Origin of the sequence: Pseudomonas marginalis (genome assembly GCF_900105325.1) — a bacterium.
In the GTDB taxonomy this organism is placed as follows: Bacteria; Pseudomonadota; Gammaproteobacteria; order Pseudomonadales; family Pseudomonadaceae; genus Aquipseudomonas; species Aquipseudomonas marginalis.
Map to the genome: position 1 here is coordinate 2,605,536 of NZ_FNSU01000003.1, position 23,196 is coordinate 2,628,731.

Sequence of the window (23,196 nt, forward strand, 5' to 3'; positions counted from 1 at the left end):
AGCTCGCGCGAACGGATTACAACAATGTCCAGGGATTCTAGCGCTTACACGTCAAACTTCAAGTATCACTTTAAGTTTACTTACTGGCGGTAACCGTAGTCGGGGCCATGGCGAGTGCGCGCTTGGCTTCGATGAAGGTTTTGCTCCAGTAGCTGTCACCCAGGCTGTCGACTCGAACACCGCCACTGCGACGGCTGCTGGAGTGGATAAACTGGTTATCGCCCAGGTAGATACCGGCATGGCTTACGCGACCACGACCTGCAGTACTGAAGAAAAGCAGATCACCGGGCTTGAGGTTGTTGCGCGCGACCAACGGTGCTTTCACGTTGATCATTTCGCGCGTGGAGCGTGGCAGGTTCATGCCAGCTTCTTCACGAAACAGGTAGCCGATGAAACCGCTGCAGTCGAAACCGGCTTCAGAGGTACCGCCGAAACGGTAACGGGTACCGATCAGGGACATGCCGCGTTCGAGGATGCTGTCGGCCAGGACTGGAAGCTGGTAAGGCTTGTTGCCGGAAAAATCGGCCAGTTCCTTTTCGGTTGCCACCTCTTCTTCATAGACAGAAGCAGACTGTGCAGCAACGAATTTTGCCTGGGACTGTTGTTGAGGTTTTTGCTGCTCAACCACCTGTTGAGGGTGGGAGGCGCAACCAAACAAGAGGGTAACGAGTGCGAGGGGCACGAGGGGTGCGAAGCGATTTAGCATGGGCACGACCGTGGCTGGTATGTAAAGAAGTCGAGACTATGCCTTCTATCACATCGATTTGCAAATTCAATCGTGATCTATGTGACTTCGCGATTGGACTATGACATCTAAGCCGTAATTCCATTTATCGGTTCACATGCGTAGCCAACGTGGCTTAAACGCAGGGTTTCTGGCGCCTGGAAATTGCCGAACCCCGTAGATTCAACCAGTTACCAGCCCAACGTTTCCTTGAGAAAAGGGATCGTCAATTTTCGTTGAGCCTGCAAGGAGGCCTGATCGAGCTGCTCGAGCAAATCGAACAACGCGCTCATGCTGCGGGTGCCACGGGTGAGGATAAAGTGCCCGACTTCATCGGTGAGGTGCAGGCCGCGACGGGATGCACGCAATTGCAGGGCACGCAGTTTGTCTTCGTCGGAGAGTGGGCGCATCTGGAAGATCAGCGCCAGGGTCAGGCGCGACTTGAGGTCGGCCAGCTTCACCGGCAACTCCCGTGGCGAGGTGGAGGCCGCAATCAACAAGCGCCGGCCGCTGTCACGCAGGCGGTTGAACAGATGGAACAGCGCCTCTTCCCAATCCGCCTTGCCGGCCACTGCCTGCAGATCGTCCAGGCACACCAGTTCGTATTGCTCAAGGTTGTCGAAGATCCCGATGCCGCGATCCATCAACTCGGCCAGGGGCAGGTAAACCGCCGGCTCGCCCATCTGCTCGAAACGCAGGCAAGCGGCCTGCAACAGGTGGGTACGCCCTACGCCGTGTTTACCCCACAGATAGATCAGGCTTTCGGTCCACCCGGCGTCGGCTTCGCAGAGCCGCTCGACATAGCCGAGTGCAGCGGCATTGGCGCCTGGGTAGTAATTGATAAAGGTAGCGTCATCACGCAGACGCACACCTAAGGGCAGCTGAATCGGTTTCATGCTGACTGAACGGCTCCCATCGAACCGTTAGTGGCCTCTGTGTAAAGTTTGCAAAGTTTATACCCGTGACGCCGGGCGCACAATGCAGCAGACCACAAGCAAAATCAAAGGTTTGCGTTAACTTGCCGGTTTTAAGCGGATTGTTTGACGCCATAGCCCCATAAACAACAAACCCGGCCGAAGCCGGGTTTGTGACGCAGCGGTTACAGGTCGGGGTCTTCGACCCCCGTATAGGCGTCGGAATCCTTGTACAGATCGTGCACATGACGCACCAGCACCATGATCACCGCCGCCACCGGCAGTGCCAGCAGAATGCCGGTAAAACCGAACAGCTCGCCGCCCGCCAGGATCGCAAAGATCACTGCCACCGGGTGCAGGCCAATCCGGTCCCCCACCAGCAACGGCGTGAGCACCATGCCTTCCAAGGCCTGGCCGACCATGAACACCGCGACAATCCCCAGCATCGGGTACAGGTCGCCGCCAAACTGGAACAGGCCAGCCACCAACGCCGCACCGATACCGATCACAAAGCCCATATACGGCACGATAGCGGCGAGGCCGGCGATCAGGCCGATCAACAGGCCCAGCTCCAGGCCGATGGCCATCAAGCCCGCCGCGTAGATGATCCCCAGTGCCAGCATCACCAGCAACTGCCCACGCACAAAGGCGCCAAGCACCTCATGGCACTCGCCGGCCAGGGCCACGATGCGCTCTTCACGGTTGCGGGGCAGCAGGCTGCGGATCTTGGCCATCATGATGTCCCAATCGCGCAGCAGGTAGAACGCCACCACCGGGATCAGCACCAGGTTGGTCAACCAGCCGATCAGCGCCAGGCTGGAGGCGGTCGCCTGACTGAGGATCACCCCCACAATATCGGTGGTCTGGCCCATGTGCTCGCTGATCGCCGCCTTGACCTTGTCGAACTTCCAGAAGCCATCCGACAGGCCCAACTTGGCCTGGGCCCACGGCATCGCCGTGTGCTGCAGCCAGTCGAGCATCTGCGGCGCCAGCTCATAGAGACGAAACAGTTGCTTGGCCAGCATCGGCACCAGCACCAGCACCAGCGCGGTGATGATCAATGTGAACAACGCAAACACCGCAACCACGCCCAAGGTCCGCGACAGACCGGCTTTTTCCAGGCGATCCACCACAGGATCGAACAGATAGGCGAGCAGCAACGCAACCAGGAACGGCGTCAGGATCGAATGCAGCAGGAACACAAAAACGCACAGCAGGACGATCCCGCCAAGCCACACCCAACGACGCGTATCCGCCATAAACCACTCCATTATTTGCTTCTATCTATATAGGAAGAACTTTTACCAACGAAAATGCAGTTGCGCCTGGGGCGCAGGTGCCGCTGCCGGTTGTGTGCCATCGACCGCAGGCTGCTGCGCCGGGGCCTCACCGGCAGGCACTTCCTGCAACTTGGCCAGGCTCAACTGGGTACGCAACTGATCGGCGCTGCCGTTGACCCGATACACAATACGATTGCCATCCACCCATTGCGGCTGAACGCCAAACGGCTCAAGCAGATGCCCCAGGGCCGCGTACCGCTCCAGGTTCATGCCCTGCACTTCCAGCAGTTGCTCGGTACTCACACCGGGCTTGACCGCAAAGCGCGGCGCCAGTTTTTGGCTGACCGCCAGCATGACGGCATCGGCCAGCGCGCCCGTGTCGGCGCCTTGCGCGGCGCCCTGCTCGCTCTTGTCACCCAGCCACAGGCGCCATTTGGCCTGCCATTGATTGCCTTCCTGGCGTGCATGCACGGCCAGCAAGGCGTCGGCACCGTAGCGCTCGGACGCGGCGCGCAACGGCGTGGCATCGGCGTTTTCAAGATTCGGCGCGGTGGCGACCACCTGTTCATCCAGGTCCCCCAGGGGCAGGCGCAATGGCAAGCCGCGGTGCTGTGCCGCACGGCGCAGCGCCTGGGCAGCGGCCTGGCCATCGCCGACCAGGCTGCTGCCTTCGGTGGAGTCGTTCAGCCACCAGCCGAGGATTGATGGCCGATTGCTGCCCCAGATCGACAGGCCGGCGTCACGCAAGGCGCGATCAGTGCTGACCGGGTCGAAGTCCACTTGCAGGCTCTCGGGCGGGCCGGCGTCGTAACCGTATTGAGTGATGATTTGCTGCGGATCCTTGCGAATCGCCGCCAGGCCCGGGCCTTGCGCAGCCTTGGCGTCGCCGGTGAGGCGGATCACCAGGGTCTCCACCGCGCGCTGGGTCGCCTGGTCGCGCTCTTGCGGCGATTGGCTGCTGACGGGTTCGAGTACCTGGTACAGGCCATTGAGGGTTTCGGCATGACTCGCCAGGCTGATCAACGACAAGCAGCCTACAAAAAAGACATTACACAGACGCATGGAAGATTCCCGAACGACAAATTTAGCGGCTGGAACAGACCGCGTGAAATCGGTATAGCCAGGCTGTGACCACAGCGACAACTAAAACATTCACGGGGTCCTGGTAAGTTTTCGCCATGTCATTAACGACAGCGGTTTAAAGGCTATACCTTAATACGTGCCTGAACAGACCCGATCAGCATTTTTTTAACCTGCTTTTTTAAATCTATCTGCCCTGCCCGTCGGCCCGAGGATGGCCGCTGCCCCTCAAGCCTGATAAAATCGCGCGCCTTCGCAGACCGTCAACGGCTGGGCCTTTTACCAAAAGTGCCCGCCCGCTCGGTCGTTACCCCTGAATCCCCCCTAAAGGCCTGGATCATGAGCAAGCAACCCTCCCTGAGCTACAAGGACGCCGGTGTAGACATCGACGCCGGTGAAGCATTGGTCGAACGCATCAAGAGCGTTGCCAAGCGCACTGCGCGCCCCGAAGTCATGGGCGGCCTGGGCGGTTTTGGCGCCCTCTGCGAGATCCCGGCCGGCTACAAGCAGCCTGTATTGGTTTCCGGTACCGACGGTGTGGGCACCAAACTGCGCCTGGCACTGAACCTGAACAAGCACGACAGCATCGGCATCGACCTGGTGGCCATGTGCGTCAACGACCTGGTGGTATGCGGTGCCGAGCCGTTGTTCTTCCTCGACTACTATGCCACCGGCAAGCTGAACGTCGAGACCGCCACCCAGGTGGTGACCGGCATCGGCGCCGGCTGCGAACTGTCGGGTTGCTCCCTGGTCGGCGGCGAAACCGCTGAAATGCCAGGCATGTACGAAGGCGAAGACTACGACCTGGCCGGCTTCTGCGTCGGCGTGGTGGAAAAAGCCGAGATCATCGACGGCTCCAAAGTGGCTGCCGGCGACGCCCTGCTCGCCCTGCCATCCTCCGGCCCGCACTCCAACGGCTACTCGCTGATCCGCAAGATCATCGAAGTGTCCGGTGCCGACATCGAGAACATCCAGCTCGACGGCAAGCCGCTGACCGACCTGCTGATGGCCCCGACCCGCATCTACGTCAAGCCACTGCTCAAGCTGATCAAGGACACCGGCGCGGTCAAGGCCATGGCCCACATCACCGGCGGCGGCCTGCTGGACAACATCCCGCGCGTACTGCCAAAAGGCGCCCAGGCGATCGTCGACGTGGCCAGCTGGCAGCGTCCTGCGGTATTCGACTGGCTGCAGGAAAAAGGCAACGTCAATGAAACCGAAATGCACCGCGTGCTGAACTGCGGCGTGGGCATGGTGATCTGCGTGGCGCAGGAACATGTTGAAACCGCGCTGAACGTACTGCGTGAAGCCGGCGAGCAGCCTTGGGTCATCGGCCAGATCGCCACCGCTGCCGAAGGCGCGGCTCAGGTTGAACTGAAGAACCTCAAGGCTCACTGATGCCTCGGACCTGTGATGTCGTGGTGCTGCTTTCCGGCACCGGCAGTAACTTGCAGGCCCTGATCGACAGCACGCGCACCGGCGACAGCCCGGTGCGCATCGCTGCGGTGATCTCCAACCGCAGCGACGCCTACGGCCTGCAACGCGCCAGGGACGCGGGTATCGAAACCCGCTCGCTGGATCACAAGGCTTTCGAAGGCCGCGAGGCCTTCGACAGCGCCTTGGTCGAACTGATCGACGCCTTCAACCCCCAACTCGTGGTACTGGCCGGTTTCATGCGCATTCTCAGCCCGGGCTTCGTGCGGCACTACGACGGGCGCCTGCTGAATATCCACCCTTCCCTGCTGCCCAAGTACAAAGGCATGCACACGCACCAACGCGCCCTGGATGCCGGTGACAGCGAGCATGGCTGCAGCGTGCACTTCGTCACCGAGGAACTCGATGGCGGGCCTCTGGTCGTACAGGCAGTGGTTCCGGTAGAGTCTGACGACTCGGCGCAGACCCTTGCGCAACGGGTTCATACCCAGGAACACAGGATTTACCCGCTGGCTGTGCGCTGGTTTGCCGAGGGGCGGTTGATTCTTGGTGACCAGGGTGCATTATTGGACGGTCAGTTACTTGCGGCCAGCGGCCACTTGATTCGAACCTAGGAGATTTTATGCGTCGCGCCTTGCTCTTCGCTTTTGCGCTGTTCGCCTTGCCTGCCGTGCAAGCGGCAGATCTACACCCGTTCTCCGCCAGCTACACCGCCGACTGGAAACAGTTGCCCATGAGTGGTTCGGCAGAACGCAGCCTGACCAAGAACGGTGACGGCACCTGGACCTTGAACTTCAAGGCTTCCATGATGATCGCCAGCCTGACCGAAACCAGTGTGATCCTGTTCGACAAGGACACCCTGCAACCGAAGAGCTACGCCTTCGAACGCGGCGGCCTGGGCAAGACCAAGAAGATCAACCTGGACTTCGACCCGTCGACCAAGAAAGTCACGGGTTTTGAAAACAAAGACCCGGTCAATGTGCCCCTGCAAAGCGGCATGCTCGACAAGTCGACCTACCAGTTGGCCTTGCAGCGCGACGTGGCAGCCGGCAAGAAAAGCATGAGCTACAACGTGGTTGAAGGCACCGACGTCGACACCTACGACTTCCGTGTGATCGGCCCGGAAAAGGTCCAGACCAAGGTCGGCAGCATTGACGCGATCAAGGTCGAGCGCGTACGCGACCCGACTCAAAGCAAGCGCATCACCCAGATGTGGTTCGCCAAGGACCTGGGTGGCATCCTGGTAGCCCTGCGTCAGGTGGAAACCGACGGCAAGGAATACAACATCATGTTGCAAGACGGTACCGTTGACGGCAAAGCCATCAAGGGCAGCTGATTGGATTGATGAGCTGAGAAGAGCCTCGCTGAATGCGGGGCTTTTTTTCGTCTGGGGGTTTTGGGTTCAAGTGTCTGCCGTCATCGGGAGCCCAACATGAAACTTCTGTCATAAACCTCTAAAGCGGTTTACTTAGCAAGCTAACAAACCGTATAAAAAGACCTGCGACGACTTGCCGCATACCCACCAGAAATTGGAGCAAGCAGATGACTGTAAAAGTAACTGAACGCGACGACGAACATATGTCCCACGAAGCGCTGGGCCATGGGATTCACATCTGGGATGTCCACCAACAAGACCTGCTGGTCGGCATGTTTCACAACGAGAGCGACGCTCATAATTATAAAAACGAGCTCGAAGCCCTTGAGATGAAACGCCAGGCGCAAAGCTCCTGAAACTTCAAAATCCTGTAGGCCCCCCAGCCCCACGCAGCTGGGGGGCCTATAAAACACAAACCCCGCCTTTTGAGCGGGGTTTGTGTGTTCTGGGGCTGCTTCGCAGCCCAACGCAGGGCAAGCCTGCTCACCACAATTCGTAGCTACAGCCTTACCACATCAAATCATCCGGGATCTGGTAGGCCGCGTACGGATCATCCTCATCCGGCACCTGGCTTTCGGTGAGGATATTGAGCTGCACGATACGTTCCGGGGCGCGCTCCTGGATCTTCAGCGCGGCTTCACGGGGGATCACCTCGTAGCCGCCACCGTGATGCACGATGGCCAGGGAGCCGTTGCTCAGCTTGTTGCGCATCAACGTGTTGACCGACAGGCGCTTGACCTTCTTGTCATCCACGAAGTTGTAGTAGTCCTCGGTCGTGAGCTTAGGCAGGCGCGAGGTCTCGATCAGTTGCTTGACCTGGGCCGTACGGGCCTTGGCCTCGGCTTTTTCCTGTTGCTGGCGGTTCAGCTCCTGGTCACGCTTGACCTTCTCGGCCTGCGCTTCGGCGGCCAGGCGCGCCTGGGTGTCATCGGCCTCGATCTGGCCCTTGTGGACCAGGCGCTGCTGCTTCTGTTTCTCTTTGCCGACCTGCTTGGCCTGCTTTTGGTTGACCAGACCTGCTTTGAGCAACTGGTCGCGAAGGGAAAGGCTCATGGTGCTTACTCACTTAGGCAACTGCTCAACCGCAGCTGGACACGTTCTTTTCCTGACGTTTGGCTTCGCCCCACAGGGCGTCCAACTCTTCGAGGGTGCAATCTTCTATGGGTTGGTGGGTGTCGCGCAATGCCTGTTCGATAAATCGGAAGCGTCGCTCGAACTTGGCATTGGCGCCACGCAGCGCGGTTTCCGGGTCGACCTTGAGGTGACGGGCCAGGTTGACCGCCGCGAACAGCAGGTCACCGACTTCATCGGCGATGGCCTCCGGGTCGTTGTCGGCCATGGCTTCGAGCACTTCGTCCAGCTCTTCGCGCACGTTATCCACCACCGGCAACGCCGATGGCCAGTCGAAGCCGACCTGGCTGGCGCGCTTCTGCAATTTGGCGGCCCGGGACAGGGACGGCAAGGCGCTGGGCACATCGTCCAGCAGGGACAGCTGCTCCGGCGCGTCGGATTTTTCCGCACGCTCCTCGGCCTTGATCTGCTCCCAACGTTCCTTGACCTGTTCTTCACTCAGTTGAGGAATATCCATCGGCGCATACAGATCGCCGGTCGGGAACACATGGGGATGGCGGCGAATCAGTTTGCGGGTGATGCTGTCGATCACCCCGGCAAATTCGAAACGCCCCTCTTCCCGCGCCAGCTGGCTGTAATACACCACTTGGAACAACAGGTCGCCCAACTCACCCTGCAGATGATCAAAGTCGCCGCGTTCGATGGTGTCGGCCACTTCGTAGGCCTCTTCCAGGGTGTGCGGGACAATGGTCGCGTAGGTTTGCTTGATGTCCCACGGGCACCCGTATTGCGGGTCCCGCAGGCGGTTCATCAGGTGCAGCAGGTCTTCAAGTGAATACATCTTTCTGTGTCCGATCAGTGTGGGAGCAAGCCCCCTCCCACATTTAGCCTGCATTCATTCCGCGAATCATGGGGTACGGTTGCGCCGCGTCTCAATGATGTTCGGCAACTGGGAAATCCGTCCCAGCAACCGCCCCAGAGCGTCCAACCCCGGAATCTCGATGGTCAGGGACATCAGCGCGGTGTTGTCCTCTTTATTCGAGCGGGTATTGACCGCCAGCACGTTGATGCGCTCATTGAGCAGCACTTGCGAGACGTCACGCAGCAGGCCGGAACGGTCGTAGGCACGGATGATGATGTCCACCGGATAGGTGAGCACCGGCACCGGGCCCCAGCTGACCTGGATAATCCGCTCAGGCTCGCGCCCACCCAGTTGCAGCACCGAGGCGCAGTCCTGGCGGTGAATGCTTACGCCACGGCCTTGGGTGATGTAGCCGACGATGGCATCCCCCGGCAACGGCTGGCAGCAGCCGGCGATTTGCGTCAGCAGGTTGCCGACGCCCTGGATCTGGATATCGCCGCGCTTGCCGGGCTTGTAGCCGGTGGCCTTGCGTGGGATCAGCTCCAGTTGTTCGTTGCCGCGCTCCGGCTCGACCAGTTGCTGGGCCAGGTTGACCAGTTGCGCCAGGCGCAGGTCGCCGGCACCGAGGGCGGCGAACATGTCTTCGGCGATCTTCATGTTGGCCTTTTCGGCCAGCTTGTCGAAGTCCACCTGGGGCAGGCCCAGGCGGCCCAGCTCGCGTTCGAGCAGGGTCTTGCCGGCGGCGACGTTCTGGTCGCGCGCCTGCAGCTTGAACCAATGGACGATCTTCGCCCGCGCCCGCGATGTGGTGATGTAGCCCAGGTTCGGGTTCAGCCAGTCGCGGCTCGGCGTGCCGTGCTTGCTGGTGATGATCTCGACCTGCTCGCCGGTTTGCAGGCTGTAGTTGAGCGGTACGATGCGCCCGTTGATCTTGGCGCCTCGGCAGTTATGGCCGATCTCGGTGTGCACGCGGTAGGCGAAGTCCAGCGGCGTGGCGCCCTTGGGCAAGTCGATGGCATGGCCGTCGGGGGTGAAGATGTAGACCCGGTCCGGCTCGATATCCACGCGCAACTGTTCGGCCAGGCCGCCGATGTCGCCGAGTTCTTCGTGCCATTCCAGCACTTGGCGCAGCCAGGAGATTTTCTCCTCGTACTGGTTGGACCCGGCCTTGACGTCGGTGCCCTTGTAGCGCCAGTGCGCGCACACGCCCAGTTCTGCCTCTTCGTGCATGGCGTGGGTGCGGATCTGCACTTCCAGCACCTTGCCCTCGGGGCCGATCACCGCGGTGTGCAGCGAGCGATAGCCGTTTTCCTTGGGGTTGGCGATGTAGTCGTCGAACTCCTTGGGAATGTGCCGCCACAGCGTATGGACGATACCCAGCGCGGTATAGCAGTCGCGCATTTCCGGCACCAGCACGCGCACCGCACGCACATCGTAGATCTGGCTGAAGGCCAGGCCCTTGCGCTGCATTTTGCGCCAGATCGAGTAGATGTGTTTGGCGCGGCCGCTGATGTCGGCATCGACCCCGGTGGCCTGCAGCTCGGCGCGCAACTGGCCCATCACGTCGCTGATAAAGCGCTCACGGTCGAGCCGCCGCTCGTGCAGCAGCGTGGCGATCTGTTTGTATTGATCAGGTTCGAGGTAGCGGAAGGACAAGTCCTCCAGCTCCCACTTGATATGGCCGATACCCAGGCGGTGGGCCAGGGGCGCGTAGATGTCGAAGACTTCGCGGGCAACGCGGTTGCGCTTTTCGTCGTCCGCGGTCTTCACCGCACGGATTGCGCAGGTGCGTTCGGCCAGCTTGATCAGGGCGACACGCACGTCGTCGACCATCGCCACCAGCATCTTGCGCAGGTTTTCCACCTGACCCTGGGTGCCCAGCACCATGGACTGGCGCGGGCTGAGGCTGGCGCTGATGGCGGCCATGCGCAGCACGCCGTCGATCAGCTTGGCCACCACCGCGCCAAAACGCTGGCTGACGGTCGGCAACTGGATGTGCCCTTCGCGCACGCCGCGATAGAGCACGGCGGCGATCAGCGAGTCCTGGTCCAGCTTGAGATCGGCAAGGATCTCGGCGATTTCCAACCCGGTGCGAAAGCTGGAAGTGCCTTCGGCCCACAGGTTCTTCGCTGCATTGTCTTGTTGCTCAGACTCACGAGCGAACTCGCAGGCTGCTTTCAAGGCTTCACGGTCCAGTGCCGGGTCGACACTGATGGCATGATCCAGCCATGCCTCGAGATTGATACTGCCGTCGGTGTTGATCGGCTGGTGTGCTCTCACCTGTACCATCTTGCTTACCTTCCCTATGACGCACCTTGGATGCGCCAAAATCATCGCCGACCTTTTTACTGCGAGCTCCGCGGCAGATCATAGGCCTTGGAGAACGCAGGCCAGTCGGATTAAACGGGCATCCTAGCCCGCTTCAAATAACGCCATGGCCTCGACATGCGCTGTCTGCGGAAACATGTCGAGGATCCCGGCACGTTTTAGCCGGTAGCCTTGCTTGACCAGCTCAACCGTGTCCCGCGCCAGCGTCGCCGGGTTGCAGGACACATACACCAGGCGCCTGGCCCCCAGGGTGGCGAGCTTGCGCACAACCTCCAGGGCACCATCGCGGGGTGGGTCCAAGAGTACCGCAGAAAAGCCCTGTTTGGCCCATTCCACGTCATTCAAAGGCTGGGACAAATCGGCCTGAAAAAACTGCGCATTATGCAAATTGTGGCTGATGGCGTTCCGTGCAGCCCGGTCCACCATGGTCTGCACACCTTCCACCGCCACCACTTCGCACACCTGTTTCGCCAGCGGCAGGGCAAAGTTGCCCAGGCCGCAGAACAGGTCCAGCACCCGCTCAGCAGGTTGCGGCGCCAGCCAGTCCAGGGCCTGGGCAACCATCGCCTCGTTGACCCCGGCGTTGACCTGGACAAAATCCCCCGGTCGGTACGCCAACTCCAAGTCCCATGGGTCCAATCGAAACCCTAGTGACTGATCGGGCTCAATCGGTTCCGGCTGACCTTCACCATGCAGCCACAGCTGGGCGTCATGGAAGCTGCAGAATTCTTTCAGGATCAGCAGGTCCGCCCCCGACAACGGCGCCATATGCCGCAGCAACACGGCGACGGACGAACCACTGAACAACTCCACATGCCCCAGGGCCTGAGGTTTGCTCAGGCGGCGCAGCATGTTCGGCAGGCGCTGCATGATCGGTTGCAAGGCCTGTACCAGCACCGGGCAATCATCGATGGCGACGATGTCCTGGCTGGCCACGGCGCGGAAACCCACCTCGAGCTTCTTCGCCTTGGCATCCCAACGCACCGCCACCCGGGCGCGGCGCCGGTAAGCGAATTCCGGCCCACTCAATGGAGCGGCCCACTCCTGCGGTTCGACACCGGCCACGCGGGACAGTTGCTCGGCGAGCATGCGCTGTTTCAGGGCAAGTTGTTCGGCATGGGGCAAGTGCTGCACGCTGCAACCGCCACAGCGACCGAAGTGCGCGCACGGTGCCGGACGGCGCAGTTCACTGGCCGTGAACACACGCTCGGTGCGGGCCTCGACCACCTTGCCGTGGGTGCCCAACACTCGCGCTTCAACCTCTTCGCCGGCCAGCGCACCGTTGACAAACCAGGTGCGGCCTTCAAAGAACACGATGCCGCGGCCGTCGTTGGCCAGGCGCTCGATGGTCAGGCGTTGCTTCTTGCCCACGGGAATCTGTGGGGCCCGGCTGCCGCCCGTCGGTTGGAAGCGCAGGCCTCTCTCGTGCTTGGCCATCAGTTGGGTTCGTCGAAAATGCCGGTCGACAGGTAACGGTCGCCTCGGTCACAGATGATCGCGACGATCACCGCGTTTTCCACTTCCTTGGACAAGCGCAACATACCCGCCACGGCGCCGCCGGACGACACGCCGCAGAAGATGCCTTCTTCACGCGCCAGGCGGCGGGTGGTGTCTTCGGCTTCACGCTGGGCCATGTCGATGATGCGGTCCACGCGCGTCGCGTTGTAGATCTTCGGCAAATACTCTTCGGGCCAGCGACGAATGCCTGGGATCGCCGCGCCTTCCATTGGTTGCAGGCCGACGATCTGGATCGCCGGGTTCTGCTCCTTGAGGTAGCGCGAGTTGCCCATGATGGTGCCGGTGGTGCCCATGGAACTGACGAAATGGGTGATGGTGCCCTGGGTCTGGCGCCAGATTTCCGGACCGGTGGTGGTGTAGTGCGCTTCGGGGTTGTCCCCATTGGCGAACTGGTCCAGCACCTGGCCACGGCCTTCGGCGGCCATGCGCTCGGCGAGGTCGCGGGCGCCTTCCATGCCTTCTTCCTGGGTGACCAGCACCAACTCGGCGCCATAGGCGGTCATCGCCGCCTTGCGCTCGGCGCTGCCGTTGTCGGGCATGATCAGCACCATCTTGTAGCCCTTGATCGCGGCGGCCATGGCCAGGGCGATCCCGGTATTACCCGAGGTGGCTTCGATCAGGGTGTCGCCGGGCTTGATCTGCCCGCGCAGTTCCGCGCGGGTGATCATCGACAGCGCCGGGCGGTCTTTTACCGAGCCGGCCGGGTTGTTGCCTTCGAGCTTGAGCAACAGGGTATTGCTGGTTTCACCCGCCATGCGTTGCAAGCGGACCAGGGGCGTGTTGCCGACGCAATCGGCGATTGTAGGGTACTGCAAGGTCATGGCGTATTCGCAATCCAGACTGCGGGGGCGAACATCATACCGGGAAAGGTCGGCGGGCCATATCACGCAAAGTGTGGTGCTTATGGCTTAAAGGAATAAGCGAGGGAGGTGCTGGCTGGGCGGGCGCCATCGGGGCATGGGTATCTACACAACTTCCAGTGAATACGGAATCTATGGCAATTAGGCTTCTGTGGTGAGCGGGCTTGTCGAATCGTCGCACCGCCCGCGCTGGGTTGCGAAGCAGCCCCAAAACCTTCACCTCGATTGATTCTGGCACTCTGCGGTGACCTTATTGGGGCCGCTTCGCAGCCCAGCGCGGGGCAAGCCCGCTCACCACAGAGTTATGTGTCAGCCTTTAAGAGTTGGGTAGATACCTATGGCCATCGGGGGCAAGCCCCTCCCACACTGGACCGCATTCTCATGCTGGAACTCGGTCGAATGTGGGAGGGGGCTTTCCCCCGATGGCCGCGCCTCGATATCCCGCCTAGCGCAAATGCCCATCGCCATGATTTCTCCGAAAGACCTCCTCCCCCATCGCCGCAATCTGCCCTTCGATCAATGCATCAAACGGCTTGAGCAACGGCTCGAACGACACCGGCGCCTCCAGCACCTGCAACGCCTGCACAATCGCCTCCACCGTCGACAACGCCCCTGGCCCCGGCGCCTTGCGCAGTCGATAGCGGGACACGGGGCCCTCGACCAGCGTCACCCGAGGCAGCGCCGCCAGCAAAGGATTGAGGTGCAGCAGTTTGCGCGCCTTGCGCCAGGTGCCGTCGGGCACCACTAACAATAACGGCTGATTGCCGGGAGCATAGGCTTGCAGCGGCTGGGCATCGTCAGCCGGAAACAACAGCCGCGCCTGATAGCCGGGCGGGTTCAACAGGGTCGGCAAGTCATCAAAGACCTCGCCCACCACCAACTGCGCATTGTTCAATCCCAACGCCGCCAGCCGCGCGGTATTGAGCGCATGGTTGACCTCGCTCGGGTGCTGCAAAAGAAGCACACGTGTGCGGCTGTCGAGGCTGGGAATCAGCGCGCACAGGCAATGGGCGGCGGGCCTGAGGCAGCGGGAACAGTGGGGTCGGGACATGGTTTTCAGGCCTGGTTAAGCTGGGCTTTGAGTAGATCGCGGAAGGTCTGGATCAGCGGTTCGCGGCTGCGGCCCCGGCGCATGATCATCGAGAACGGCGCCTGGTAGCCGAAGGTCGCCGGCAGCAATACGCGCAGGTCGCCCTTGTCGGCCCAGGCCTGGGCGTAGTGCTCGGGCAGGTAGCCGATGTAGGCACCCGAGAGCACCAGGATCAGCTGCGCTTCCATACTTTCCACCGTCGCGGCGCTGTGTTTGAAGCCGTGGCGCGCCAGTTCGGCCTGGCTCCAGTAGCCGCGCCCGACCATGCGCTGCTGGGTGATCACCTGCTCGGGGATACGCCGTTCGCTGAACAACGGATGGCGGGTGCTGCAATACAACCAGTGCTGCTCACGGTACAGCGGCATGTAGATCAGCCCGCTCATGCGGTTGGAGAAGGCACCGATGGCCAGGTCCAGGCGGTTGTCCTGCACGCCGAGTTGCAGTTCGTAGGGGCTCATCACCGATAGATTCAGGTGCACCGCCGGGTGCTCCAGGCTGTAGGCGCCGATAACCTCGGCGAACGGCAAGGCCTTGTCGCTCACTGTAGAGTCGAGCACGCCGAGCTTGAGCGTCCCGCGCAGCTCGCCCTTGAGCGCGGCGGCATATTGTTCGAAGCCTTCCAGTTCGCCGAGCAGGCGCAAGGTTTCCTGGTGAAACAGCTCGCCCTTGCTGGTCAGGCTGAACCCACCCCGCCCGCGATGGCACAGCACCAGGCCCAACGCACTTTCCAACTGGCTCATGTAGGTGCTGATGGCCGAGGTGGACAGGTTGAGTTCGTGCTGGGCATTGGCGAACCCCTGGTGGCGCACGACGCTGACGAAGATGCGCAGGAGTTTCAGGTCGGGCAAGGCGCTGGCCATGGTCGGCTCCGGGTGTAGATGTGGGCAGTCTACCTGCCCGCATTAGTTTAGAAAAACCTGAACTAAGTATTTGCCCCTGCCGATTCTTCCCTTCCTGCGCTTTTCGCAGAATCGGCCCCTGATAAACACAACAACGATGAGGCAATCCCGTGGACAAGATTTTCCACCAACCACTGGGCGGCAACGAAATGCCGCGCTTCGCCGGCATCGCCACCATGATGCGTCTTCCCCACCTGCAATCGGCCAAGGGCCTGGATGCGGCCTTTATCGGCGTGCCCCTGGACATCGGCACCTCGCTGCGCGCCGGTACCCGCTTCGGGCCGCGTGAAATCCGCGCCGAGTCGGTGATGATCCGCCCTTACAACATGGCCACCGGTGCCGCGCCGTTCGACTCGCTGTCAGTGGCGGATATTGGCGACGTGGCGATCAACACCTTCAATCTGCTGGACGCCGTGCGCATCATCGAAGAGGCCTACGATGAGATTCTCGAGCACAACGTGATCCCGATGACGTTGGGCGGCGACCACACCATCACCCTGCCGATCCTGCGGGCGATCCACAAGAAACACGGCAAGGTCGGGCTGGTGCACATCGATGCCCACGCCGACGTCAACGACCATATGTTCGGCGAGAAAATCGCCCACGGCACCACCTTCCGCCGCGCCGTGGAAGAAGGCCTGCTCGATTGCGACCGCGTGGTGCAGATCGGCCTGCGCGCCCAGGGTTATACCGCCGAAGACTTCAACTGGAGCCGCAAACAGGGCTTTCGCGTAGTGCAGGCCGAAGAATGCTGGCACCACTCCCTCGCGCCACTGATGGCCGAGGTGCGGGAAAAAGTCGGCGGCGGCCCGGTGTACCTGAGCTTCGACATCGACGGCATCGACCCGGCCTGGGCGCCCGGCACCGGCACCCCGGAAATCGGCGGGCTGACCACCATCCAGGCGATCGAAATCATCCGTGGCTGCCAGGGCCTCGACCTGGTCGGTTGCGATCTGGTAGAAGTTTCGCCGCCCTACGACACCACCGGCAACACCTCGCTGCTGGGCGCCAACCTGCTGTACGAGATGCTCTGCGTACTGCCTGGCGTGGCGCACCGCTGATGAGCGTGCCGCAGGTATTGAAAGCCGCCGCCGACCTGGTGTCGGCCTTTGCGCGTAACGACCGCGCCGCCTACTTCGGCGCGTTCACGGCCGATGCCAGCTTTGTGTTCTACACCCTCCCCCAGCCGCTGCTCAGTCGCGATGCCTACCAGGCGTTGTGGGACAGCTGGCGCCGGGATGAAGGATTTGAGGTGCTGTCCTGCACCTCAAGTAACGCCGTGGTCAGCCTGCAGGGTGACGTGGCGATATTTATCCATAACGTGGCCACCGAGCTGCGCATGAACGGGGAGCAATTCTTTAGCCAGGAACGCGAGACCATTGTCTTCAAACGCCAAGGATCTCGCACAGAACAACAAGAAGGCCCGTGGCTGGCCTGTCACGAACATTTGTCCGCTATGCCGGAAGGGCTGCCGTCCCCTTAGCCAATGTGATCGGAGCTGATCATGAATAATAAAAACAACGATAAAAGTATTCGCACAATAGAAACCAACGGGGTCGAACAGATCCCGGACAACGAACGTACCGCCACCCCCAAGGATCTGTTCCGCCTGATCTTTGGCGGCGCCAATACCTTTGCCACCGCCGTGCTCGGTTCCTTTCCGGTGTTGTTCGGCCTGTCGTTCCAGGCTGGCGTCTGGGCGATTGTGCTGGGTGTGCTGGTGGGTGCGTTGATCCTGGCGCCGATGGGCCTGTTCGGGCCGATCAATGGCACCAACAACGCAGTGTCTTCCGGTGCGCACTTCGGCGTGCACGGGCGGATTGTCGGCTCGTTTCTGTCATTGCTGACGGCGATTGCCTTCTTCTCACTGTCGGTGTGGAGTTCAGGCGATGCGCTGGTCGGCGGTGCGAAACGGCTGATCGGCCTGCCGGAAACCGACCTGACCCTGGGCCTGGCCTACGGCGTATTCGCCATGCTTGTCCTGACGGTGTGCATCTACGGCTTTCGCTTCATGCTGTGGGTCAACCGCATTGCGGTCTGGGCGGCAAGCCTGCTGTTTCTGTTGGGCATCTTCGCGTTCGCGCCGACCTTCGACAGCCACTTCGCCGGCACCGTAGCCCTGGGCCAGGCCGGCTTCTGGGCGGCCTTTATCGGCGCGGCGCTGGTGGCCATGAGCAACCCGATTTCCTTCGGGGCGTTCCTGGGTGACTGGTCACGCTATATCCCGCGTGAGACGCCGAAAATGCGCATCATGCTGGCGGTAGTCCTGGCACAGATCGCCACCTTGATCCCGTTCCTGTTCGGCCTGGCCACCGCCACCATCGTGGCGATCAAGGCGCCGGACTACATCGCGGCCAACAACTACGTCGGCGGTCTGCTGGCGGTGGCACCGACCTGGTTCTTCCTGCCGGTGTGCCTGATCGCGGTGATTGGCGGCATGTCCACCGGCACCACCTCGCTGTATGGCACCGGGCTGGACATGTCCAGCGTGTTCCCGCGCCTGCTGTCGCGGGTCAAGGCCACGCTGCTGATCGGGGTGATGTCGATTGCCTTCATCTTTATCGGACGTTTCGCCGCCAACCTGGTGCAGAGCGTGTCGACCTTCGCCGTGCTGATCATCACCTGCACCACGCCATGGATGGTGATGATGATCATCGGCCTGATCGTGCGTCGCGGCTTCTACTGCCCCGATGACCTGCAGGTGTTTACCCGGGGTGAAACCGGCGGCCGCTACTGGTTCAGCCATGGCTGGAACTGGCGCGGGCTGGGGGCCTGGATTCCGAGTGCGCTGGTGGGCCTGTGCTTCGTCAACTTGCCGGGGCAGTTTGTCGGGCCGCTGGGCAACCTGGCCGATGGCATCGATATCAGCCTGCCGGTGACGCTGGGGTTGGCGTCGGTGGTGTACCTGACGTTGTTGCGTGTGTTTCCGGAGCCGGCTTCGGTGTATGGCCCCAAGGGTCCGCTTCGCAGCCCTGCGGGAGCAGGCTCCGCTCCCACAACAAGTTCGCCTGTTACCTAAAACAATAATCGGAGACCCGCCGTCATGGCTTTGGATTTATTCGTCGTACTCATCTACGCCGCCGGCATGCTCGTGCTCGGCTATTACGGCATGCGCCGCGCCAGGACCCACGAAGACTACCTGGTGGCCGGTCGCAACCTGGGCCCGTCGCTGTACATGGGCACCATGGCCGCCACGGTACTGGGCGGTGCATCCACCGTCGGTACCGTGCGCCTGGGTTATGTGCATGGCATCTCCGGCTTCTGGCTGTGTGCGGCGTTGGGCATGGGGATCATCGCGCTGAACCTGTTCCTGGCCAAGCCGCTGCTCAAGCTGAAAATCTTCACCGTCACCCAGGTGCTGGAAAAACGCTACAACCCCATGGCCCGCCAGGCGAGTGCGGTGATCATGCTGGCCTATGCGCTGATGATCGGCGTGACCTCGATCCTGGCCATCGGCACGGTGCTGCAAGTGCTGTTCGGCCTGCCATTCTGGATTTCGGTGTTGCTGGGCGGTGGTGTGGTGGTGGTCTACTCGACCATCGGCGGCATGTGGTCGCTGACCCTCACCGACATCGTGCAGTTCGTAATCAAGACCGTCGGCCTGATGTTTATCCTGCTGCCGATCTGCCTGTACCGCGTCGGCGGCTGGGATGAGCTGGTGGCCAAGCTGCCGGCATCGAGCTTCAGCTTCACCGCGATCGGCTGGGACACGATCATCACCTACTTCATGATCTACTTCTTCGGCATCCTGATCGGCCAGGACATCTGGCAGCGGGTGTTCACCGCCCGTGACGAAAAGGTCGCCAAGTACGCAGGCACTTTCGCCGGCTTCTACTGCATCCTTTACGGCCTCGCCTGTGCGCTGATCGGCATGGCGGCCCATGTGCTGATTCCGGACCTGGACAACGTCAACAACGCGTTCGCGGCCATCGTCAAAGTCTCGCTGCCGGACGGCATCCGCGGCCTGGTGATCGCGGCGGCACTGGCGGCGATGATGTCCACCGCCAGCGCCGGCTTGCTCGCCGCCTCCACCGTATTGACCGAAGACCTGCTGCCACGCCTGCGCGGCGGCAGACAATCGAGCCTGGCAATCAACCGCCTGTTCACGATGCTGACCGGTATCGTCGTGCTGGGCATCGCACTGGTGGTCAATGACGTAATCAGCGCCCTGACCCTGGCCTACAACCTGCTGGTGGGTGGCATGCTGATCCCGCTGATCGGCGCGATCTTCTGGAAGCGCGCGACCACGTCGGGGGCAATCACGTCCATGAGCCTGGGTTTTGTAACGGCGCTGGTGTTCATGTTCAAGGATGGCCTGGATGCGAACACGCCGATCTACTACAGCCTGGCAGTGGCGCTGGTGAGTTTTGTGCTGGTGAGTGTGTTGTCACGCCGGCCCGAGGGGGTCGCGGCCAGCGCGGTTTGAGATAGAGCGGGATTTAGAGCGGTTTCTTCAGCGGGCGCGACGTCGGATGTCGCGCCCGTTTTTTATCATGAGTACATTGTGGAAACTGCGGGCGCCTTTGCCTGGATGATTTCCTCGACCAAGGAGGCCCACACCAATCCCTGGGTGGTGCCGCCGGCATACGTTCCGCCGGCGGCAATGCGGTTGTAGGCGGAGCAATAAACTATCGACAGTCCATCAGGCTCCTCTCCTTCCATGGCCGTGACGACGAACTGTTCTCTGCTCAGTTCAGCAATGCGGGCCGGACTCAGATGCTGGGGCAGGAACCAAACCCCAGCGCGCCGCAAAAGCGCCTCTATCTCATCCATCAAATGCGCAATGCCCAGATCGTCGCCCGATGCGTCAATTGATGGATTGTCGGCCAGAAACTTTTCAAACAGCTCAATGCCTGCACGGTTGCACTCCACGGCCAGGTACTGGTTTCCAGGCGTCAGATAAGCGTTGTCCAGCGGCTTTGCAGTCGTCTCCGTGGCTGAAAGGTGGCGCATGTTCACCTGCTTATGAGTGGCGCCATCGCTCTGCTGATGTCCTCCGTAGACCGAGACCTGATAATTGGCCAGGCGGAACATCACGGCTTGGAGCAGGCCGTTGATGCCTCGACCGATGATCGATACGCGCGGCGCGCCGGCATCTGCCTGTTGCGCGGGGATCATCAATGAGTGGGCAAGTTTGCGCCGGACCAGGCAGCGCAAGGCGGTCAGGCTCAGTTGAATCGAGACGGCATAGTCAAGGTCGCCATGGCAGGCTTCAGTCATTGCCGCCTGGGTTGTCAGGGTCGCCGGTTTGCGCCACTTGGAGACACTGCAGCCGAGTGCCTGCGCGCGCACCCGAAATGCATCCAGTGTCCCAGGCCCGTAGTCCAATACAAGCTGGATAGCTTCAGCCGTTGCCAGGGCCCGCAAAGCGTCATCGCTGAAGACATCCGGCTTGGCGACGCAGACCAGACGAGCCTGTCTGTGCAGGCACTGAATAAGGGCCCGATCAATGCGATGGGTGGACTCATCATTCAGGGATAAACAGATAGCGACGGCACGAGCCCCCTCCAGCACCTCGAACCAGTCCACGCCAAAGGACACTCGGCTGTCGGAATAGGCTCTGCCGAGAGTGTCCGGCCTCTGACCATGTCGATCCAATACCTTGATCCGAACCTCCGGATCTCGATCAAGCAACAACTTGACCAGCTCCCTGCCCACGTTGCCGTATCCCAGCACACAGATGTCGCGCGGCAGGGAGCCATCGGCCAGTGTCAGCCAGCGCGCCATATAGGCGGCGACATGTGGCGCGTTGACCCCCGGCGTATTGACTACGCGGATGTCGTTGGAGCCGCAAAGGTCCAGTCGCACCTTATCCAGGCTCGTACCTCTGCGGATCAAATGGAGGTCGCCAAACGGGTGGGATATGCGCCATTGAGCGATGACGTCTGCATCGATCGCCTGGTCCCCGACAATGATCGCCGATGGACTCAGGAGACCGATCTGTATGAGCAGATCGTGTTTGGTCAATGTCGGGGGAAAGAACACCACGTTACTGGGTGCGTGAGCTTTCCAGGCTCTCGACACCGGTGCGAGATGCAGGATATTTCCGGTTATGGCGATGAGTGACGCGGCGACTGGCTGAATGGAAGAGAGCCTCATAGCTGTGTCTCCAACACTTCTGACGGACTGATGCCTCGCAGAGAGCCCTTCAATAAAGGTGGGCGTTATTGGAAGGCCGTTGAGGAACTCAACCTACGCTCATGGTTTGAATTGAATAAGCCAGCCAATTCTGATGAACAAGTAGCCTGATTCCGACACGTGAAGGTCAGAGGCCTGACTGACCTGCATGGATTCGGACTACTCGCCCAAGCTACCGAGGGGCGAGTGAGTGTTATGGCGTGAGGGGGCTATCGCGCAGGCCCGAGGCAAGGGTGACTGGGGCGGCGGGAGGTAGGACTGGCGTTGGAAACGCTGTGTGGACGCTGCGACGCGGGATGTCACGCCCGCTGGTTTTGCCTGGCGCAAAATAAACGGTGGGAGCGGGCTTACTCGCCCCCACCTTTAATCCTGCTTCAGCCAGAGATTATCTGCGGCGAGGACGACGCTGCTCGTCATCGGTACGAATCGGCACCGGTTGCAGGGGTGGCTCGATCAAGCCCAATGCAACGCCAAGGTCGTGGAGCCAGTTCTGGATTTTCTCTTTCATGGTTTGCCCCCTTTGAGGGAAATGCTGGTCGGCGCAAGTTCTGTCGCCTTTTCCTACATTGATAGTAGCCCTAAGTCCTACGTATTGCTTGAATGAAACCACAACGAACTGTTACTGAATTGATGCAAATCCTGACGGATCGCTCAAGCAATCGCACGTGCGTCTTGCAGGACCTCGGCCCTGCCCTCTTGCTGCAGGTCGATCCATGCGTTGAGGTTAGCGCCGAGCATACCCTTTCGCCACATCAGCCAGGTCGTCGCAGTGGCAAATTGCCCTGTCAGCGGATGAACGGACACGCTGTCCTTGCCTGGCAGGCTGTCGAGCATGGATTCGGACATCAGCGCCACCCCTGAACCGGCGATGACACAGGCGAGCATGCCTTGGTAAGACTCGATCTCAATCGCCCGCCCCATGGCGACGTGCTCGTGGGAAAACCAGGTTTCCAGGCGCGCGCGGTAGGCGCAACTGCGGCGAAAAGTGAACACCGAACGGCCAGCAACATCCTGTGGCCCGCGCACCGGTGGGTGGTCGGCTTCGCATATCAGCACCAGGCGTTCTTCGCACAGGGCCACACCGTCCAGGGAGGCAATCGTGATGGGCCCGTCCACAAATGCGGCGTCCAGGCGACCGGTGATCAACCCTTCGAGCAGTTCACCGCTGGGCGCCGACAGCACCTGGAGGTTCACCATCGGATACGCCTTGTGATAGCACGCCAGCAGCTTCGGCAAATGCACTGCTGCCGTGCTGTACATGCTGCCCAGTACAAAATTGCCGGCCGGTTGCCCGCCTTGCACGGCGCCATGGGCTTCATCATGCAGCGCCAGCAGACGAGTGCTGTAGTCCAGCAACACCTTGCCCGCCGGAGAAAGCTGCAAGCGCTGGCGCTCGCGCACGAACAATTCCACGCCAAGCTGTTCTTCCATCTGCTTGAGCCGGGTCGACAAGTTCGACGGCACTCGATGCAGGCGCTCGGCAGCGCGGGTGATGGAGCCCTCTTCCGCCACGGCCTGGAAGATGCGCAATTGACTGAACTCCATGGCTTTCTCCAAAACTGAACAAGTTACTCACTATTATTCATTTTTACAGAAAGTCAATCCGCTCTAGCCTGACGGTAT

The 23,196-nt window shown here is 61.1% G+C and carries 22 protein-coding genes; 8 read left to right on the forward strand and 14 right to left on the reverse strand.

Annotation, left to right across the window (positions count from 1 at the left end; translation table 11 throughout):
- Positions 1 to 76 precede the first annotated feature (76 nt).
- The 4 genes from BLW22_RS21225 to BLW22_RS21240 form a co-directional block, all read right to left on the reverse strand.
- The gene (locus BLW22_RS21225; RefSeq protein ID WP_027603799.1) at positions 77 to 706 is read right to left on the reverse strand and encodes a C40 family peptidase; all 630 of its coding nucleotides are present in this window, start codon (positions 704 to 706) and stop codon (positions 77 to 79) included.
- 209 nt (positions 707 to 915) lie between these two features.
- On the reverse strand, positions 916 to 1,620 hold the full coding sequence (gene hda / locus BLW22_RS21230; protein ID WP_027603798.1) for a DnaA regulatory inactivator Hda: 705 nt from the start codon (positions 1,618 to 1,620) through the stop codon (positions 916 to 918).
- Positions 1,621 to 1,823: 203 nt separating this feature from the next.
- Complete coding sequence (locus tag BLW22_RS21235) at positions 1,824 to 2,897, reverse strand: AI-2E family transporter (RefSeq protein WP_065940599.1); 1,074 nt, start codon at positions 2,895 to 2,897, stop codon at positions 1,824 to 1,826.
- Between the two features lie 42 nt (positions 2,898 to 2,939).
- On the reverse strand, positions 2,940 to 3,980 hold the full coding sequence (locus BLW22_RS21240; protein WP_074847422.1) for a DUF2066 domain-containing protein: 1,041 nt from the start codon (positions 3,978 to 3,980) through the stop codon (positions 2,940 to 2,942).
- 357 nt (positions 3,981 to 4,337) lie between these two features.
- Here BLW22_RS21240 and purM point away from each other — a divergent pair, with 357 nt between their 5' ends.
- From purM to BLW22_RS21260, 4 genes are all read left to right on the forward strand, one after another.
- Positions 4,338 to 5,396, forward strand: a complete 1,059-nt coding sequence (gene purM, locus BLW22_RS21245) for a phosphoribosylformylglycinamidine cyclo-ligase (RefSeq protein WP_014719398.1) — start codon at positions 4,338 to 4,340, stop codon at positions 5,394 to 5,396.
- Entirely contained in the window at positions 5,396 to 6,046 is a 651-nt protein-coding gene (gene purN, locus BLW22_RS21250) for a phosphoribosylglycinamide formyltransferase (RefSeq protein ID WP_074847423.1), read from the forward strand. The genes purM and purN overlap by 1 nt, the downstream gene beginning before the upstream one ends.
- Positions 6,047 to 6,054: 8 nt before the next feature.
- Positions 6,055 to 6,768: a DUF3108 domain-containing protein gene (locus BLW22_RS21255; protein ID WP_027603794.1), complete on the forward strand. Its 714-nt coding sequence runs from the start codon at positions 6,055 to 6,057 to the stop codon at positions 6,766 to 6,768.
- A gap of 206 nt (positions 6,769 to 6,974) precedes the next feature.
- Entirely contained in the window at positions 6,975 to 7,163 is a 189-nt protein-coding gene (locus BLW22_RS21260) for a hypothetical protein (RefSeq protein WP_065924914.1), read from the forward strand.
- Between the two features lie 151 nt (positions 7,164 to 7,314).
- Here the strand turns inward: BLW22_RS21260 and BLW22_RS21265 are convergent, their stop codons facing one another.
- From BLW22_RS21265 to BLW22_RS21295, 7 genes are all read right to left on the reverse strand, one after another.
- Positions 7,315 to 7,860 carry a DUF2058 domain-containing protein gene (locus BLW22_RS21265; RefSeq protein ID WP_010208656.1) on the reverse strand — a complete coding sequence of 182 codons (546 nt, stop codon included), beginning with the start codon at positions 7,858 to 7,860 and terminating at the stop codon, positions 7,315 to 7,317.
- Positions 7,861 to 7,885: 25 nt separating this feature from the next.
- Positions 7,886 to 8,719 (reverse strand): nucleoside triphosphate pyrophosphohydrolase, encoded by an 834-nt coding sequence (gene mazG / locus BLW22_RS21270; RefSeq protein ID WP_074847424.1) that lies wholly within the window; start codon positions 8,717 to 8,719, stop codon positions 7,886 to 7,888.
- A gap of 66 nt (positions 8,720 to 8,785) precedes the next feature.
- On the reverse strand, positions 8,786 to 11,029 hold the full coding sequence (gene relA / locus BLW22_RS21275) for a GTP diphosphokinase (protein ID WP_027603791.1): 2,244 nt from the start codon (positions 11,027 to 11,029) through the stop codon (positions 8,786 to 8,788).
- Between the two features lie 123 nt (positions 11,030 to 11,152).
- A complete protein-coding gene (rlmD, locus tag BLW22_RS21280) occupies positions 11,153 to 12,505 on the reverse strand; it encodes a 23S rRNA (uracil(1939)-C(5))-methyltransferase RlmD (RefSeq protein WP_074847425.1) in 1,353 nt (450 codons plus the stop codon).
- A complete protein-coding gene (gene cysM, locus BLW22_RS21285; protein ID WP_015885254.1) occupies positions 12,505 to 13,407 on the reverse strand; it encodes a cysteine synthase CysM in 903 nt (300 codons plus the stop codon). The genes rlmD and cysM overlap by 1 nt, the downstream gene beginning before the upstream one ends.
- A 484-nt stretch (positions 13,408 to 13,891) precedes the next feature.
- Positions 13,892 to 14,497 carry a tRNA-uridine aminocarboxypropyltransferase gene (locus BLW22_RS21290; RefSeq protein WP_074847426.1) on the reverse strand — a complete coding sequence of 202 codons (606 nt, stop codon included), beginning with the start codon at positions 14,495 to 14,497 and terminating at the stop codon, positions 13,892 to 13,894.
- A gap of 5 nt (positions 14,498 to 14,502) precedes the next feature.
- The gene (locus BLW22_RS21295) at positions 14,503 to 15,396 is read right to left on the reverse strand and encodes a LysR family transcriptional regulator (RefSeq protein WP_065924693.1); all 894 of its coding nucleotides are present in this window, start codon (positions 15,394 to 15,396) and stop codon (positions 14,503 to 14,505) included.
- Positions 15,397 to 15,545: 149 nt separating this feature from the next.
- Between BLW22_RS21295 and speB the strand changes: the two genes are divergently transcribed.
- Genes speB through BLW22_RS21315 form a run of 4 tightly spaced genes read left to right on the forward strand, consistent with a single transcriptional unit; the run spans position 15,546 to position 19,861 of the window.
- Positions 15,546 to 16,496 carry an agmatinase gene (gene speB / locus BLW22_RS21300; protein ID WP_027603787.1) on the forward strand — a complete coding sequence of 317 codons (951 nt, stop codon included), beginning with the start codon at positions 15,546 to 15,548 and terminating at the stop codon, positions 16,494 to 16,496.
- Positions 16,496 to 16,918, forward strand: a complete 423-nt coding sequence (locus BLW22_RS21305) for a YybH family protein (RefSeq protein WP_065946848.1) — start codon at positions 16,496 to 16,498, stop codon at positions 16,916 to 16,918. The genes speB and BLW22_RS21305 overlap by 1 nt, the downstream gene beginning before the upstream one ends.
- A gap of 21 nt (positions 16,919 to 16,939) precedes the next feature.
- Positions 16,940 to 18,454: a purine-cytosine permease family protein gene (locus BLW22_RS21310; RefSeq protein WP_074847427.1), complete on the forward strand. Its 1,515-nt coding sequence runs from the start codon at positions 16,940 to 16,942 to the stop codon at positions 18,452 to 18,454.
- Positions 18,455 to 18,478: 24 nt separating this feature from the next.
- Complete coding sequence (locus BLW22_RS21315; RefSeq protein WP_065924696.1) at positions 18,479 to 19,861, forward strand: sodium:solute symporter family protein; 1,383 nt, start codon at positions 18,479 to 18,481, stop codon at positions 19,859 to 19,861.
- 65 nt (positions 19,862 to 19,926) lie between these two features.
- Here BLW22_RS21315 and BLW22_RS21320 read toward each other — a convergent pair whose 3' ends face one another.
- The 3 genes from BLW22_RS21320 to ptrR form a co-directional block, all read right to left on the reverse strand.
- Entirely contained in the window at positions 19,927 to 21,534 is a 1,608-nt protein-coding gene (locus BLW22_RS21320) for an NAD(P)-dependent oxidoreductase (protein ID WP_074847428.1), read from the reverse strand.
- Between the two features lie 424 nt (positions 21,535 to 21,958).
- Entirely contained in the window at positions 21,959 to 22,081 is a 123-nt protein-coding gene (locus tag BLW22_RS35625; RefSeq protein WP_003193089.1) for a PA1414 family protein, read from the reverse strand.
- 143 nt (positions 22,082 to 22,224) lie between these two features.
- Positions 22,225 to 23,118 carry a putrescine utilization regulator PtrR gene (ptrR, locus tag BLW22_RS21325; protein ID WP_065946851.1) on the reverse strand — a complete coding sequence of 298 codons (894 nt, stop codon included), beginning with the start codon at positions 23,116 to 23,118 and terminating at the stop codon, positions 22,225 to 22,227.
- Positions 23,119 to 23,196: the final 78 nt, after the last annotated feature.